This window comes from Pseudomonas sp. BMW13 (assembly GCF_013357275.1).
Classification (GTDB): domain Bacteria; phylum Pseudomonadota; class Gammaproteobacteria; order Pseudomonadales; family Pseudomonadaceae; genus Aquipseudomonas; species Aquipseudomonas khazarica.
In genome coordinates this window covers 200,569-215,375 of record NZ_SUKD01000001.1, presented here as the reverse complement: position 1 = coordinate 215,375, position 14,807 = coordinate 200,569, and the positions used below count along the sequence as shown (strand labels likewise).

Annotated in this window: 11 protein-coding genes; all 11 read right to left on the bottom strand. The window is 67.0% G+C overall.

Translation table 11 applies throughout. From position 1 onward, the window contains the following. Window positions 1–1,278, bottom strand: a 1,278-nt coding sequence (gene tssI / locus E4487_RS00990) for a type VI secretion system tip protein TssI/VgrG (RefSeq protein WP_175252541.1), incomplete at its 3' end; no start/stop codon positions are given. A gap of 38 nt (window positions 1,279–1,316) precedes the next feature. Continuing rightward, window positions 1,317–2,288 (bottom strand): serine/threonine-protein kinase, encoded by a 972-nt coding sequence (locus tag E4487_RS00985; protein ID WP_134676676.1) that lies wholly within the window; start codon window positions 2,286–2,288, stop codon window positions 1,317–1,319. Next, window positions 2,285–3,013 (bottom strand): PP2C family serine/threonine-protein phosphatase, encoded by a 729-nt coding sequence (locus E4487_RS00980; protein ID WP_037052104.1) that lies wholly within the window; start codon window positions 3,011–3,013, stop codon window positions 2,285–2,287. The genes E4487_RS00985 and E4487_RS00980 overlap by 4 nt, the downstream gene beginning before the upstream one ends. Next, complete coding sequence (tssM, locus tag E4487_RS00975) at window positions 3,013–6,552, bottom strand: type VI secretion system membrane subunit TssM (protein WP_037052107.1); 3,540 nt, start codon at window positions 6,550–6,552, stop codon at window positions 3,013–3,015. Before tssM ends, E4487_RS00980 begins: the two co-directional genes overlap by 1 nt. Beyond that, window positions 6,549–7,430, bottom strand: a complete 882-nt coding sequence (icmH, locus tag E4487_RS00970; RefSeq protein WP_037052109.1) for a type IVB secretion system protein IcmH/DotU — start codon at window positions 7,428–7,430, stop codon at window positions 6,549–6,551. Before icmH ends, tssM begins: the two co-directional genes overlap by 4 nt. Before the next feature lie 2 nt (window positions 7,431–7,432). Continuing rightward, window positions 7,433–8,764: a type VI secretion system baseplate subunit TssK gene (gene tssK / locus E4487_RS00965; protein WP_037052112.1), complete on the bottom strand. Its 1,332-nt coding sequence runs from the start codon at window positions 8,762–8,764 to the stop codon at window positions 7,433–7,435. Beyond that, window positions 8,761–9,243 (bottom strand): type VI secretion system lipoprotein TssJ, encoded by a 483-nt coding sequence (gene tssJ / locus E4487_RS00960; RefSeq protein ID WP_037052114.1) that lies wholly within the window; start codon window positions 9,241–9,243, stop codon window positions 8,761–8,763. The genes tssK and tssJ overlap by 4 nt, the downstream gene beginning before the upstream one ends. Window positions 9,244–9,248: 5 nt before the next feature. Next, on the bottom strand, window positions 9,249–10,445 hold the full coding sequence (gene tagH, locus E4487_RS00955) for a type VI secretion system-associated FHA domain protein TagH (protein WP_175252540.1): 1,197 nt from the start codon (window positions 10,443–10,445) through the stop codon (window positions 9,249–9,251). 20 nt (window positions 10,446–10,465) lie between these two features. Beyond that, window positions 10,466–10,600, bottom strand: a complete 135-nt coding sequence (locus tag E4487_RS00950; protein WP_037052120.1) for a hypothetical protein — start codon at window positions 10,598–10,600, stop codon at window positions 10,466–10,468. A gap of 47 nt (window positions 10,601–10,647) precedes the next feature. Then, window positions 10,648–12,177 carry a sigma 54-interacting transcriptional regulator gene (locus tag E4487_RS00945; protein WP_175252539.1) on the bottom strand — a complete coding sequence of 510 codons (1,530 nt, stop codon included), beginning with the start codon at window positions 12,175–12,177 and terminating at the stop codon, window positions 10,648–10,650. A 10-nt stretch (window positions 12,178–12,187) separates the two neighbouring features. Next, window positions 12,188–14,800 carry a type VI secretion system ATPase TssH gene (tssH, locus tag E4487_RS00940; RefSeq protein ID WP_175252538.1) on the bottom strand — a complete coding sequence of 871 codons (2,613 nt, stop codon included), beginning with the start codon at window positions 14,798–14,800 and terminating at the stop codon, window positions 12,188–12,190. Window positions 14,801–14,807: the final 7 nt, after the last annotated feature.

Sequence of the window (14,807 nt, the reverse complement as noted above, 5' to 3'; positions counted from 1 at the left end):
GTCCCAGAAGAACTGCACCTTCACCCGGCCGTATTCGTCGCAGTGGATCTCTTCGCCGGCCGGGCCGGTGACGACGGCCGTCTGGCTACCCAGCACCTTGGGTTTGGGATGCTCGAGTGGCGGGCGATAGGGCACATCCCAGGGCGTGGCGAGGAAACGGTTGCGGTAGCCCTGGTGGAAGTCAGCACCCTCGCTGGAGTCCGCTTCGCCAGTCACGCCACGCAGCAGTCTGGAGAGGCCCTTGCCCAGCACCGAATCACTGGTGATGGACTCCTCCAGCACTTGGGGCTGCTTGCCTTCGTGCAGCACTTCGGTGAGCAGCCAGAGGTCGTTCCACTCGCTGCGTGGGTGTTCGGAGATTTCCAGCAGGTGGCCGCTGACCAGGCGCGGTTCGTCGCTATTGCCTTGCAATTGCTGGTAGTCCGCGCGGTGACGCTCCAGAGCGCGCTTGGCCAGGTGCTTGCCGCGCGCTCGGTCGGTGTAGCGACCGGGGTAATCGTAGTCTTCCAGATCCGGCAGGCCGTCGTTCTCACCGGCCTGCTCGCCCTGGTAGGTCGCCTCGAGCAACAGGCGTGGCTGCTCGAAATCATAGTCGCGCCGCGTGGTGCTGCGGGTCCGGGTCTCCAGGCGCAGGGCCAGGCGCTTGATCACCGGGTCGTCGGCGGTCATGCCGCTGTCCTGGATGTAGGGCGTCGGTCGGCCCAGCTTGGCGAATGCCGTCTGATCATCGCCAAAGGTCAGCACGTGGCCGCTTTCGCTGTGCTGGAAGTGATAGTGAATACCTTCCTCTTCGCACAGGCGCTGGACGAAGTGCAGGTCGCTCTCGTCGTACTGCACGCAGTAGTCGCGCTCGGGGTAGACGGTCGGACCGAGCTGGAACTGGTAGCCACCTTCCACGATGCCGTGCTCTTCGAGCACCTGGGCAACGATCTGCGGCACCGTCAGGTGCTGGAAGATACGCTGGTTGGTGCGGTGCGCCAGGTAACTGAGCTGCGGCACGATGGCCAGTCGGTAGCGGGTCATGCGCTTGCCGGACTCGCCCTGCTCGACACGGTGGATGAGGCCGTGAATACCCTCGCCGTTCGGGCTGAAAGCGAGAAAGGCACGCTGGTGCAGCAGGCTTTCCAGATCGATGTCCGGGCGTTCGCTGATCAGCTCCACATCGAAGCGATAGGGCTGGCTGATGGCCTCGCGGCCACTGAACTCGAGCACCTGCAGGTCATGCTCGACGCCTTCGATGTTCAGGCTGAAATGGGTTTCGTTGGCCGGGTTGAACATATACGTATCCTTTCGAGTGAGTCCTTTTCAACAGCCTGTCATGCTCTGCCCAGCCAGCGTTGCAGGCGCGACGCCGGCGGCCGGCGAAATGCCTCCAGCAGCTCGCTGCAACCTATCTGCCGCTGGCCTTCGTCGAAGGCCAGTGCGGTACGCAGGGCCTGCCAGCAATGCAGCGGTACCTGCGCCGGTCGTTGCAGTTGCTTGTCCAGTTCCATGCTCTTGGCCTGCTTGGCGCTGAGGCGACGGAACGGGTGTTGCCCGCAGGCCAGCTCGACCAGGACGCAGGCCACCGCATAGACATCCGCAGCCGCCGACAGGGCGGCGCCCTCGAGCAGTTCCAGGGCGGCGTAGCGTGGCGTCCAGGCGGCGATGCGGTTTCGGCACAAGCGCGGCAGGCCCGGCAACAGGCCCTCCACGGGCTGCCCCAGACCATAGTCGAACAGCCGCAGACCGTCTTCGGCCAACATCACATTGCTGGGTTTCAGGTCGCCGTGCAGCACGCCCAGTTCATGGGAGTAGGCGAGCGCATCGAGCAGGGCGATGGCGATGCTGCGCAACTCGTCCCAGGGCAGGCCCTCGGGACGCTCGCAGAGCAGCTGATCCAGGGTCAGACCGCGCATCAGCTCCAGCGTGATGAAGGCGCGCTCGCACGTCGTATCCACCTCGAAGCCGAACAGCCGCACCACATGCTGGTGGTTGAGCCGCGAGGTGAGGGCGAACTCGCTGTAGAGCAGGGCATTGGCATCCGGGTACTCGGCGAAGTCGTCGCTGAGGGTCTTCAGCGCGACATAGGGTTCGGGGTCGCCGAACTGCTCGCGCAACAGGTCGCGGGCACGGTACACCGCGCCCATGCCGCCCACGCCGAGCAGGCGTTCGATCTTGTACCGGCCGCCGAGCACGTCCGGCAGCTCGCCCGGCGCCTGACGCGGCGTTTCGCGCACGGGCGGGCTGGCTGCGGTAGCGGCCAGGGCAAAGTAGGTGAGGTCACTGGCTTCGGCGGCTTCGGTCATCGGCGAATCACCACGGCGCTGAGGTTGTCACGGGCCGGGCCGTCGAGCACGCGCTGGAACAGTCGCTCCACGGCCAGGTGTGGCGAAGGCAGGTTCAGGCAGGCGCCCAGCTCGTCGGCAGAGAGGCCCTGATAGAGCCCGTCGCTGCACAGCAGGAAGACATCGCCCGGCAATACGTCGAGCTCGAGGATATCCAGCTGCAACGTCTCGCAGGCGCCGATGGCACGCGTCAATGCATGAGCCGCCGGATGGCGCGCGGCTTCCTGCGGGGTCATGCCCTGCTCGTCGATCAGTTGCTGCTCCAGCGAGTGATCCCGGCTCAGCTGATACAGCCGCGAGCCGCGCCACAGGTAGCAGCGACTGTCACCCGCCCAGACGCAGGCGGCGCGCTCGCCCTCCAGCAACAGGGCGACCACGGTACTGCCGATCACCGTGTCCGGGCGCTCGGCAGTCACCGTCAGCTCCTGGCCGAGACGGTGGTTGAGCCGGTGCAGACTCTGGCGCAGCTGCGCCAGGCGCTGCGTCAGGTCACCTTCCGGTATCTCGGCCAGTTGCTCGACGATCAGACGGCTGGCCAGGGCGCCGTTCTGGTGCCCTCCCATACCGTCGGCCACCACCCAGAGGCCCTGCTCGGGCAGGGCCAGGAAGGCATCCTCGTTGCGCGCCCGCACCTTGCCGGTGTCAGTGCGCGCAGCGCTGCGCCAGGCGTTGGCGACTTCACTCATCAGAGTGTCGCCGGCAACTTGAAGCTGCGCAGCAGGCCGATGTCGAACGGGTTCGGCGAGCGCTGGCTGTGCAGCAGGTAGTTGGCGTGCAGACCGCCGAGGTTGGCCTTGAGGATCAGCACGTCACGGCCGCTGTGGTAATCCACGTCCATCAGGTCGAGCAGGCGGAACAGCGACCAGGGGCCGGTGTTCTTCTCGATGCCGACACGGCGACCGCCAAGCTCCTCGACCACCAGGCTGGTACGGTCCTCGTCGCTTGCCGCCGGCCAGCGGAAGGCCGTCGCGACGATCGGGCCATGGCGATACTCCATCTGCTGGTTGCCGAAGCGGAAGTCGGCGCGGCTCAGGCTGGAGTCCAGCGAGTAGGGCTCGAGTTTGAACAGCACCTGCGGCTCGGCCGGGTTCTCGGCGAAGAAGCTGCGGCGGATCACCTGGGCACGGCTCATCTGCAGCAGGAACTCACGCGACAGCGGCAGGCCACGGCCGTCGACGCGACGCAGGCGATACTGGTCGGCGCTGCCGCTGACGAACGGCCGCAGGTAGCTGTCGAAGAAGCGCTCGGCAATGCCCTGGGCCTTGAAGAACTCGCGGAAGTCGGCCACCGCCACGTCGCTCTCGCTGTGCGCACTGAACGGGTAGCGCTGCTTCAACGAGTTGTCGTAGGCCGCGTACAGCTCGCTCTGATAGCGCTGGTTGAGGAACTGGTAGGCGTCGTTCAACACCAGGCTCCAGCTGTCCTCGGCCAGCAGCGCCAGCCAGTTGCCCACCGGCTGCGGCAGGCGTGCCGCGGCGCTGCGCACCTGGTTGATGGCGTCGCGCTTGCCGCCCATGCGTGCCTTGGCCATCTCGAACGCGGCCTGGTCGCTGGCACCGGCATTGGCCAGGCTGGCCAGCTGACGCTGCAGGTCATCCAGCGCCTGCAGGCCAGCGGCCAGATCGACACCCGCGCCACCGTTCTCGTCGAGCAGCTTGTGCAGACTCTCGAAACGGCGCTCCAGGGTCTTGCGCGCGGTATCCGGGGTGTTCTTGGCCAGAGCCTGCTGCGCCTGCTCGGCGGCGGCACTGGCCAGCTTGGCGGCCTTGCCCACCTTGCCCTTGGCGCCTTCCAGCGCGTCGGCGGCAGCGCCGGCGTCATCGGCAGCCTCGGCAAGCCCCTTGAAGCGGGTGTTGTCACGCACCTCGACGAGCATTTGCAGCAGCGGCGAATTGGCTGCCGTCAGGCCGCCCAGCAACGCGGCGCCACGACCGGCGCTGCCGATCGGCTCCAGGCTGAGCTGGGCGATGGCCTCACCCCAGTAGTTGCCGTAGTCGCGGAAGTACAGCTGCTCCAGCTCGACCATCAGGCGGCTGAGGTCGGCGGCGCTGAGGGTTTCACCCTCGCCCAGCACCCAGTTGTCACGCAGGATCTCGCGCACCAGGTTGGCGCCCTGGGCGGTGAAGGTCTTGCTGTAGCCGGTCTGGGTGTAGAAGCCGGGGATGGCGTAGTCGCTGCCCACGATCAGGGCCGCCTGCGGGCCAAGCTTCTGGCTCAGACGATAGTCGGGCAGGCTGCGCGCCTGTTCACGCAGCATGCGATAGACCACGTTGGCCAGCGACTCGCTGCGCAGCACCTGGCGCGCCTGGGCGACCAGCTGGGCGTTGAGCGCGTAAGGCGCGAACGACTCGTCCAGCAGACGGGCGAAGTGCGTGTTCAGGCCATGCTGCGCCGGGCTGTTGCCGGTGTAGCGCAGCGACCAGTCGGCGGCCACCCACTCCTTGAGGAAGTCGGCGTCGCGACGCTCTTCCAGGTTGAGCATCAGGTAGGCACGCAGGCTGCCGAGCAGGCGCTCGCGGTCGCTGAGGTTGGCACGAATCTGCGCCTCCAGCTGACGGGCAACGCGCGGCAGCAGCAGGTTTTCCAGTTCGGCACGGTAGGTCGAGTACACGGGCGGATTGACCGCCTCACCCTGGAACAGGCCGGTACGCTGCAGGTAGGAAACGTCACCCTTGGGCGGGAATACCTGGGTCGCGGCGTAGCTGCTGTCCAGTGCCTTGAGGACCTGCAGGGCGTCGTCCTGAGGATTGACCGCATCATGCTCGCGGGTCAGCTTCTGGGCGATCTCGCGCAGTTCTTCCAGGCGTCCGTGGTTGGCCGAGAAACCCGTGGCCCAGAGCACGCCGAACAGCGCCAGCACCGCGAAAGCGGTGGCGTACATCGCACGCTGGCCCCAGTCGATACGGCGCACTTCCTTCTGGTCCAGGCTGGCCAGGTCGGCCTCGGGGAAGATCACCCGGCTGAGCAGGTGATGGATGAAACGCGCCCGACCACTGCGGAAGGTCGGCAGCGCGCTGCCCGCCAGACCGAGGTTGCGGCCGATGCCGGCGGTCAGCGGATCGAGCTGCTCGTTGAGCTGCGGCGCACTGGTCAGGTAGAAGCCGCGCAGCTTGCTGGCCCGCTGGTAGCGGTTGCCGGCAAAGGCCAGCTCGACGAACAGGCACAGACGCTCGCCGATCTGGCCGAGCTGGTGCGGGAAGTCGAGGATGCGGCCACGGCGCTGGGTGTCGCGCTCCTGGTGCATGCGCAGGATTACCTGGCTGTTCAGGCGGCGCAGCAGTTCTTCGAACTCCTGGCGCACCACGGCCACGTCGGTGGCGTTCTGCTCCTTGCGGAAGCTGGCGCCCAGTACCTGCTCGCTTTCCTCGCGCGACAGCTGGTCGAAGAACTCGTCGAAGCCGAGAATCTTGTCGGCCTTGTTGAGCACCAGATAGACCGGCACGTCGGCGCCCAGGCGCTGATGGATCTCCTGCAGGCGCTGGCGGGTCTGGCGGGCCAGGGTTTCCAGCTCCACCTCGCTGCCGCCTTGCAGCTGCTCGACGGGAATGCTCACCAGCACGCCGTTGAGCGGACGCGCGCGGCGCTGGCGCAGCAGACCGAGCAGGGTGCCCCAGGCACGGCCATCGATCTGCGCATCGGGTTGGGTCAGGTAGCGGCCGGCGGTGTCGATCAGCACGGCGTGATCGGCGAAATACCAGTCGGCGTAGCGGGTACCGGAAACGTCCTTGGTCAGGCGCTGGTTTTCACCGCGATTGAGCGGGAAATCCAGGCCGGAGAAGTCCAGCAGGCTGGTCTTGCCGCTGCCCTGCGGACCGAGGATCAGGTACCAGGGCAGGTCGTTGCGCCACTTCTCGCTGCGCCCGCGATACAGGCTGGAACGCTTGAGGGTGCGCAGGGCGTCCTTGAAGCGGTGACGCAGCTCGGCCTGTTCCTCGTTGATCTGCTCTTCCCGGCGCATGCGCTCCTGGGCATCGGCATCGTTCTCGGCGGCCTTCTTGCGTGCGGTGGCGCGCCAGCTGGCGAACACCATGGCCAGGCCCCAGAGCAGGAACAGCAGGCTGATGGTCAGCAGGCGGCTGGTGGCGGACTCCCAGAACTTGTAGTCGTTGACGGCCAGCAACGGCCCGACGAACCACACCAGCAGCGCGAGAATCAGGACCAGGAGCAGGCTCCAGACCCAGGTCTTGCGGAAAAAGGCGCCAAGTTTGGCGAAGAAGCTCTTCATTTCACGTCATCCATGCTGACACCCGAGGCCGGGTCGAGTTGCTGATACGGCTTGAGGACGGTGTCGCGCTGCTCGCCGAGTACCCAGGCGAAACCGGCGTACATCATCACCAGGCACATCAGGGTGAACAGCGCCACCAGCCACCACGGCACGATGCGCACCAGGCGCCGACGGGTGTCCTTGAGCCCCTGCCAGTGCGGCGAGACTTCACGCGGGACGTCGCCCCGCAGCTGGCGGATCTGCCGGTAGAGGCTGTCGCGCACGGCCTCCAGTTCGAGCATGCCGCGCTGCAGCACGCGGTACTTGCCCTCGAAGCCGAGCGACAGGCACAGGTACATCAGCTCCAGCATCGGCAGGTGCTTGACCGGGTTGCGCGACAGACGCTCGAGCAGCTGGAAGAACTTCTCGCCACCGAAGGTCTCGTTGTGGAACGAGGACAGCAGGCTCATCTGCGACCATTCGCTCTCGTTGCCCCAGGGCGTGGTCACCACGGCCTCGTCGACCACGGTGCACAGCACGTAGCGCGCGGCCATCACCTGGCTGCTCTCGGCGCCATCGTGCAGCGCCCGGTGCTCGAACACCTTGATCTCACGGGTCAGGCGCTGGTTGAGAGCGTCCAGGTCCTCGCTTTCGAAGCTGTGCTTGAGGCGCACCACCTCGGAAAGCAGCGAGGAGGCCGCCGCCACCAGCGGGTTGAGGCTGATATTGAAGCTCTCCGCCGGGCGCAGGCGCGCGGCGAAGATCATGCGCTCTTCCAGCTGTTCGAATTTCGGCGGCGCGCTGAAGTCGGTCAGCGGGCTTTCGGCGCGGGCTTCACCCTGGCGGTTGAGGATGACGGTCTTGTCATCCTGGCCGTATTCCATTTCCTTGGTTGTCATGGTCAGTTCCTGATCGCCCAGAATTTCAGCTCAAGCCCGGAGAATTCGCCGGACACGTGGAAGGCGAAGCCGCCGGAGCGTTCCAGCTGCGCCAGTTCCTCGGAGCTGAGCTCCAAGGCGAAGTAGGTCTTGCCCGAGTGGAAGGGAATCTGGCGCGGCGCCACCGGCAGCGGTTTGACCTTGATCCCCGGCAGGTGCAGGTTGACCAGCTGGCGGATACGCTCGACCGGGCCGACCTTGAGGTGGGCCGGCAGGCGCTGACGCAGCTCTTCGGAATCGCACTGGGCGCTGGCGGCCAGCACGAAGCTGGAGGTGCCGAGCAGCTTGTGGTCGTGCAGCGGCGAGACCTGGATACCGTACTGGCGCTGCTGCAGCAGCAGCTCGATGGCGTGCTGTTCGAGCACCATCGACAGCACCTGGCGGATGGCGTCCATCAGTTTGCGGAAGCTCATGCCCTGGTCGCTGTGCAGGTAGCGGCCCTCCAGGCGCGGACGCTTGGTCTCGCTGGAGAAGGTGGCCAGCTCGCCGAGCAGCCCGACCAGTTCACGGTAGATCTGCTCCGGGTGGACCTGCTCGACCCCCAAGTGGTGGCGCAGGATCGGCTCGTAGCGGTTGATCAGCTGCAGCATCATGAAGTCGCCGACCTCGGCGCCGCCCACCTTGCCCGTGGCGCGGATACGCTCGGCGAGGATGTCGCCGCGGTGCGCCAGCATGCTGATCACTTCCTTGAGGCAGCTCAGCAGGTAGCCGGAGGCCTGGAAGTTGACGTAGGTCGGGCTGAATTCCGGATCGAGGCTGATCACCCCGTCAGGCGTGGTGTCGAGCACGTCGCACAGCTTGATCCGCACATAGCCCTGATCGCTCTGCTGCTCGCCGAGCAGCAGGCGGAAATCCGGGCGGCCGGTGCTGACCTGGCTGACGCTGCTGTCACCGGCGTTGGAGTCGGTCACTTCCTCGTCGAAGGCGATGTAGCGGGCCAGCACGTCCTGCTGTTCGGAACGGCGGCTCTCGATATGGTTGCCCGTGACCAACGGCAGCGCCAGGTAGACCGGGGTATTGCCGGTATTCGGCGGCACATCCAGGCCCAGCGGCTCGCGCTCGGCACCGAGGTCGAAGAGGCTGCCGTCAGGCAGCACGCCGCTGGCCTTGCTCACCACCAGCTTGCCCATGTTGAGGAACTGGCGGTCGATCTCCAGCTCGAAGAACCCCCAGGCGTAGCTGGCCAGTTTCTGCGTACGCAGCTTGAGCTGCTGATCGAAGTAGCGATCGTTCTGCTGGAAGTGCTGCGGGCGCAGCAGCATGCCTTCCTGCCAGATGACTTTGTGCTGGCTCATCGACTCTGCTCCTGCTCGTCGTCGAGGTTGCGGATGCCGCGCTCGTCGAGGCGCAGGTTCGCCGCGTTGCGCTCCTGCTCGTCGATGTCGATCACGAACCGCCAGCTGGCTTCCGGCAGGTCGCGGTAGGCGGCGAGCACGCCGACGTAACGGCTGCCTTCCTGCACCGAGAGCTTCAGCTCACGGGTTTCACCCGGGCGCAGCTCCAGCTCTTCCTGGGCCACCAGGTCCGGGGCCAGGGCCTCCTTGGGACGCTGGTAGAGGGAGAAGAAATCGGCGTTCTCGAAGGCGACCGGGTGCTTGAGCTCCATCAGGCGCACCACGATCGGCGACGGACGACCATTGAGGTCGGGGTTGAGCTGATCGCTGCCGGCCAGGCTCAGGTCCAGCTTGGTCATGTGCGAGTAGGGCGACAGGGCGGAGCAGCCGCTCAGGGTCAGCAACAGGGCGCACAGCGCCAGAGAAAACAGGCGAGGCATGGGCATCATCCTTGAAGGTCGGTATTGAGGGTGGCGATCAGGCGGACCTGTTCTTCGTAGGCATTGGCGAAGTCGCGGGCGAACAGGCGATCGCTCCAGTCGTCGTTCTGCTCCAGCGAGGCATGCAGACGACGGTAGGCACGCCAGCGGCTGCCGTCGGTGGCCAGCAGCGGCTTGCGTCCGCTGCGCTCGAAGCGCAGGGTCAGTTGCTCGGGGTCGAACTGCTCCAGCATGCCTTTGACCGCCGCACGGCTGGCGGCGAGCAGCGCCACCTGGTGTGCCTGCAGGTCACGGAAGCTGCGGCTGATGGCCTGCTCCGCGGGCAGTTGCCCGGCCTTGCCGCCACGCAGCAGGGCGCCCAGCGTCTCGCTGCTGTCCAGGCCGTGCTTGAGCGGGTTGTTGCCGGCACTCTGCACCGTGGTCAGGGCCAGACGCAGTTCGTTCTTCAGCTCGCTGCGCGTACGCAACGCCTGCTGCAGGCTGCCGACGCTCTGCTTGAGCAGCCGGGCGGCATTCAGCGCCAGGGCCTGACGTGCGTCTTCGTCGAGGTCGTCGAGGCGAACCCCGAGCGCGTCGGAGAATTTCTCCCAGAAGCTCGGCGGCAGGCGCTCGGGCTCCGGCGCAGGCTTCAGTTGCGGCGCGGACTGCGGCACGACCAGCTCGGGAACCAGCAGGTTTTCCTCGTCGATCTGCGCGTAGTCGCGCTGCTGCGCATGGGCGGTGTCGGGCCGCAATACGGCGGTCAGGTCATCCACCTCGGCGTAAACGCGCTCCTGCTGATCCAGGGCGGTCAGCGGGTCGAGGTCGAGAAAGGCGTCGTCGGGAATGATGCTGCCGGCGGCCTGCGGCAGGCCGATATCGCCCTCGAACATCGCCGGGTCCTGAATCAGCCGGGCGCGGATCTCGAAGTCGCCCAGGCAGTAGACGCTGCCGTGCTCGATACGCTGCGGCCGCCCCTTGCCGAGACTGGCGCCGCTGTCCTTGAGGGCGATGCCGTTGCTGCTGGTGTCGGTCAGGTAGAAGGCGCCATCACGGTAGCTGACTTCCGCATGACGGCTGGACAGCACGCGCTTGCGATCCGGGATCACCCAGTCGCACTCCTCAGCGCGGCCAATCACCCCGCCGGCCTGCTTGAAGGTCTTGGTGGTCAATAGACCTGGCACGAACTGCTGTGCGCTGACCACATCGAATACCAGTTCCATGGTGAACCTACTCCTTGCGGTCAGTGGCCGCGTTTCTCGGCTTGCGGATCGCCCAGCGGGCGGTATTGATCGTCGCTGAACTTGTAGTTGCCGGAGCAGCCGGCCAGAACGATGGCCAGCGCCAGCAGGGCGGCGGCGCGATAGCGATGCAACATGGAATGCGCTCCTAGGAGGTAAGTGGATAAGAAACGGGCGAGCATGCTCAGACCTCGCTCGGGCTGATCTTCAGCCGATTCATGCGGTACAGGAGGGTGCGCCGGGGCAGACCCAGTTCGTTGGCGGCGTTGGTCTGGTTGCCGCGGTTCTTGCGCAGGCAGTCGAGCAGCAGGTTGCGCTCGAGACGGTCCATGCGCTCGCGCAGACTCAGCGGCTCGTTGCCCGTGCTCTGCATCTGTTCGAGGTTGAAGTGCTCGGGCAGCAGCTCTCCGCCTTCGCAGAGCAGCACCGCGCGCTCGACCAGGCCCTTCAGCTCACGCACGTTGCCCGGGAAGCCGTAGCCGGCCAGGTGCCCCAGCGCGGCGTCGCTCCAGCGGCAGGCATCACGCTGCAGCAGGCCGCTGGCCGTGCTGGCGAAGTGGCGTGCCAGCAGCAAGATGTCCTCGTCGCGCTCACGCAGCGGCGGCAGCTCGATGGGGAAGTGCGACAGGCGATAGAACAGGTCCTCGCGGAAGCGGCCGTCCTCGACGCGTTTGCGCAGCTCCTGATGGGTGGCGGCGACGATGCGCACATCCACCTTGTGCGTTTCGCTGCTGCCCAGGGGGCGCACTTCGCCTTCCTGCAGCACGCGCAGCAGCTTGGCCTGCAGCGCCAGCGGCATGTCGCCGATCTCATCGAGGAACAAAGTGCCGCCGTCGGCTGCATCGAACAGGCCCGGCTTGTCACGGTCGGCGCCGGTGAAGGCGCCCTTGCGATAGCCGAACAGCTCGCTTTCCAGCAGGTTCTCCGGCAACGCCGCGCAGTTCTGCACGATGAACGCCTTGCTTCGCCGCGCCCCGCAATCGTGGATGGCGCGGGCGACCAGTTCCTTGCCGGTGCCGGTCTCGCCGGTGAGCAGGACGCTGACCGGGCTGTGCAGCACCTTGCCGATCAACTGGTAGACGCGGCGCATGGCCTGGCTCTGGCCGAGCAGGCCATAGCCACTGGCGCAGGGCGTACCGGGAGCGGAGGCCGCGGGCGCGGCCAGCGCCTCGCCGTCGGCCGTCGGCGCACGCAGGCGCTGCAGCAGGTGCAACTGAGCCAGGGCGAAGCCACCCAGCTGGGCGAAGGAACTGGCGAAGCCCTGCAGGATGCGCCGCTCGTGGCTGGCGACCAGCAGCAGGCCACGGACGTGACCGGCGCCGTCATGCAGCGGCAGGCACAGCAGGCTGCGCCAGGCACGGTTGGTCTCCGGCAGGCAGGCGATGGAATGCAGCGCGCTGTCCAGTTCGGTGATGCACAGCACCTGGTTCTGGCACAGGCAGTACTGCAGCAACTGCTCGCCGTCGTAGTCGCTGGGCAGGCTGGCCGCCTCACGCGGTTGCAGCACGCCATCGAGCCACTCGGCCGTCAGCGCCAGCCGGGTATTGGTGTGGTCCAGCAGGTAGAGCTGCCCCAACGCGCAGTCGGCCAGCTCCGCTGCCGCGCGCACCAGGCCGGCGAGCAGGCTCTCGGCACTGGCCGCTCCAGCCAGCTCGGCATAGCGGCCGAGCAGGGCCTCGGCGTAGCGCAGGGGTTGCGGGACTTCGGCGAACATCGGCGGCACCTCAGACGAACTCGCAGGTCACGGCCGAATCGGCGTCCAGCGTGGCGTGCACACGTTGCAGGGTCTCCCCTGCGGCCATGGCGTCGAGCAGGCGGTCGACCACCAGCGGCTGCAGGTGCTGGTCGATCAGGTGATCGATCAGGCGGGCACCGCTGTCGCCATGGGTGCACCGCTCGGCCAGGTGCTCGACCAGACCGTCGCAGTGGCTGAACGCGAGCTGGCGACGCGCCAGGCGCTCGCCGAAACGGGCCAGCTTGAGACCGACCAGCTGGCGCAGCAGGTCGCCGTCCATGGGGTAGTAGGGCACCACGCGCATGCGCCCGAGCAGCGCCGGCTTGAAGTGCTGGCTGAGCTGCGGACGAATGGCCAGCTCCAGGTCCTCGGCCGCCGGACGCTCACCGCCGGCGCAGAGGCTGGCGATGCGCTCGCTGGCCAGGTTGCTGGTCATCAGGATCAGGGTGTTGCGGAAGTTGATCTCGCGGCCTTCGCCGTCGTTGGCCACGCCCTTGTCGAAGATCTGGTAGAAGACGTTCATCACGTCCGGATCGGCCTTCTCCACTTCGTCGAGGAGAATCACCGAGTAGGGCTTCTGCCGCACCGCCTCGGTGAGCATGCCGCCCTCGCCATAGCCAACGTAGCCGGGCGGTGCGCCGATCAGACGCGAAACGGTGTGCTTCTCCTGGAACTCGGACATGTTGATCACGGTAAGGAAGCGCTCGCCGCCGTACAGCAGGTCGGCCAGGGCCAGCGCGGTCTCGGTCTTGCCGACACCACTGGGGCCGACCAGAAGGAACACGCCCACCGGCGCATCGGGCTTGTTCAGGCCGGCGGCGGTGGCGCGCATGGCCTTGTCCAGCGCCTGGATCGCCTGCTCCTGGCCGCGCACGCGCTGGCGCAGGTCGTCGGCGAAGGTGATGACCTTGGTATTGTGCTCACGGGCCAGCTGGCTCAGCGGCACCCCGGTCCAGTGGCTGATCACTTCCGCCACCAGACGCGGGCAGACCTCGAAGCTGACCAGGCGCTCGCCGGCCTGGGCGCTGGCCAGTTCGACCTGAATGGCGCGCAGTTGCTCTTCCAGTTCTTCCAGGCTCGCACGCGGCGCTTCAGCCGACTCGTCGCTGAGTGCCTCGTCGCCGGCCAGGCGGGCGGCGGCGCATTGCTTGCGCTGCTCCAGCAGGCGCTCGGCCAGCTCACGCTGCACGCTCCAGCGCGTTTCCACCTGTTCCAGCTCGGCGCGCGCGGCAACCAGACGACTCTCCAGGGTATCCAGCGCTTCGCCGTCGATGTTCAGGCCCGCGTCCAGGTCACGGCGCATGGCCTCGCTCTGACGCTCGCCCTCGGCGATCTCGCCACGCAGGCGCTCCAGCGCTTCGGGGGCCGCCGCCAGGCTGATGCGTACACGGGCGCAGGCGGTGTCGAGCACGTCCACGGCCTTGTCCGGCAGTTGGCGGCCGGCCAGGTAGCGCGCCGACAGTTCGGCGGCAGCAACCACCGCATCGTCGCGCAGGTAGATGCCGTGGCTCTTCTCGTACACCGGCGCCAGGCCGCGCAGGATGGTCACTGCCTCCTCCACGGTCGGCTCGTGCAGCTGCACCGGCTGGAAGCGGCGGGCCAGGGCCGGGTCCTTCTCGAAGTACTTCTTGTATTCGCTCCAGGTGGTGGCGGCGATGGTGCGCAGCTCGCCACGGGCCAGGGCCGGCTTGAGCAGGTTGGCGGCATCGCCGCTGCCCGCCTGGCCACCGGCACCGATCAGGGTGTGGGCTTCGTCGATGAACAGGATGATCGGCTTGGGCGAGGCCTTCACTTCATCGATCACGCCCTGCAGACGACGTTCGAACTCGCCCTTGACGCTGGCACCGGCCTGCAGCAGGCCGAGGTCCAGGCACAGCAGCTCGACGCCCTTGAGCACCTGCGGCACCTCGCCGGTGGCGATGCGCAGGGCCAGGCCTTCGACGATGGCGGTTTTGCCGACGCCGGCCTCACCCACCACGATCGGGTTGTTCTTGCGGCGACGGGCGAGGATATCGACCATCTGGCGGATCGCGCCGTCACGGCACAGCACCGGGTCGAGCTTGCCGTCACGGGCCTGCTGGGTGAAGTTGTGGGTGAAGCGCGCCAGGTTCGACTCGCCAGGCGCGGCCGGCTTGCCGCCTGCGCTCTGCGGCTGCTGGCTGAGGGCGAAGTCACGCAGCCGCTCGGCGTTGAGCTTGCCGAGCAGGGCCTGGTAACGGCTGCCGGCATAACGCATGGGATTGCGCAGCAGGGCGAGAATCAGCGCCGCCTGGTCGATCTGGCTGGCGCCCAGCTCCAGGTTGGCCACCAGCAGTGCATCCTGCAGCCACTGCACCAGTTCGGCGCTGAATACCGGGTTGCGCGACTCGCTGTGCTCGCCGCGCGGCTGCAGCGCCTGAGCCAGTTCACCGGCGTCCAGCTCGGCATCCTGCAGGGCACGCGCCAGCAGACTCTCCGGGCGCTCCAGCAGGCCCAGCAGCAGGTCTTCGACGAGGATCTTGTTGCCGCCACGCACCACGCAGCGCTCGGCGGCCATCTCCAGATCGCGCTTGCTCGCGGCGTCCAGGGCTTGAACCAGTTGTTGCAGATCGACGTTGATCATTTCATCT

What these genes read in the sequence shown, in the direction of transcription:
- tagH (WP_175252540.1), bottom strand. Translation starts at nt 10,445, where the DNA reads ATGGAACTGGTATTCGATGTGGTCAGCGCACAGCAGTTCGTGCCAGGT.
- tssH (WP_175252538.1), bottom strand. Translation starts at nt 14,800, where the DNA reads ATGATCAACGTCGATCTGCAACAACTGGTTCAAGCCCTGGACGCCGCG.
- tssM (WP_037052107.1), bottom strand. Translation starts at nt 6,552, where the DNA reads ATGAAGAGCTTCTTCGCCAAACTTGGCGCCTTTTTCCGCAAGACCTGG.
- E4487_RS00980 (WP_037052104.1), bottom strand. Translation starts at nt 3,013, where the DNA reads ATGAGTGAAGTCGCCAACGCCTGGCGCAGCGCTGCGCGCACTGACACC.
- tssJ (WP_037052114.1), bottom strand. Translation starts at nt 9,243, where the DNA reads ATGCCTCGCCTGTTTTCTCTGGCGCTGTGCGCCCTGTTGCTGACCCTG.
- icmH (WP_037052109.1), bottom strand. Translation starts at nt 7,430, where the DNA reads ATGACAACCAAGGAAATGGAATACGGCCAGGATGACAAGACCGTCATC.
- E4487_RS00945 (WP_175252539.1), bottom strand. Translation starts at nt 12,177, where the DNA reads ATGTTCGCCGAAGTCCCGCAACCCCTGCGCTACGCCGAGGCCCTGCTC.
- E4487_RS00985 (WP_134676676.1), bottom strand. Translation starts at nt 2,288, where the DNA reads ATGACCGAAGCCGCCGAAGCCAGTGACCTCACCTACTTTGCCCTGGCC.
- tssK (WP_037052112.1), bottom strand. Translation starts at nt 8,764, where the DNA reads ATGAGCCAGCACAAAGTCATCTGGCAGGAAGGCATGCTGCTGCGCCCG.
- E4487_RS00950 (WP_037052120.1), bottom strand. Translation starts at nt 10,600, where the DNA reads ATGTTGCATCGCTATCGCGCCGCCGCCCTGCTGGCGCTGGCCATCGTT.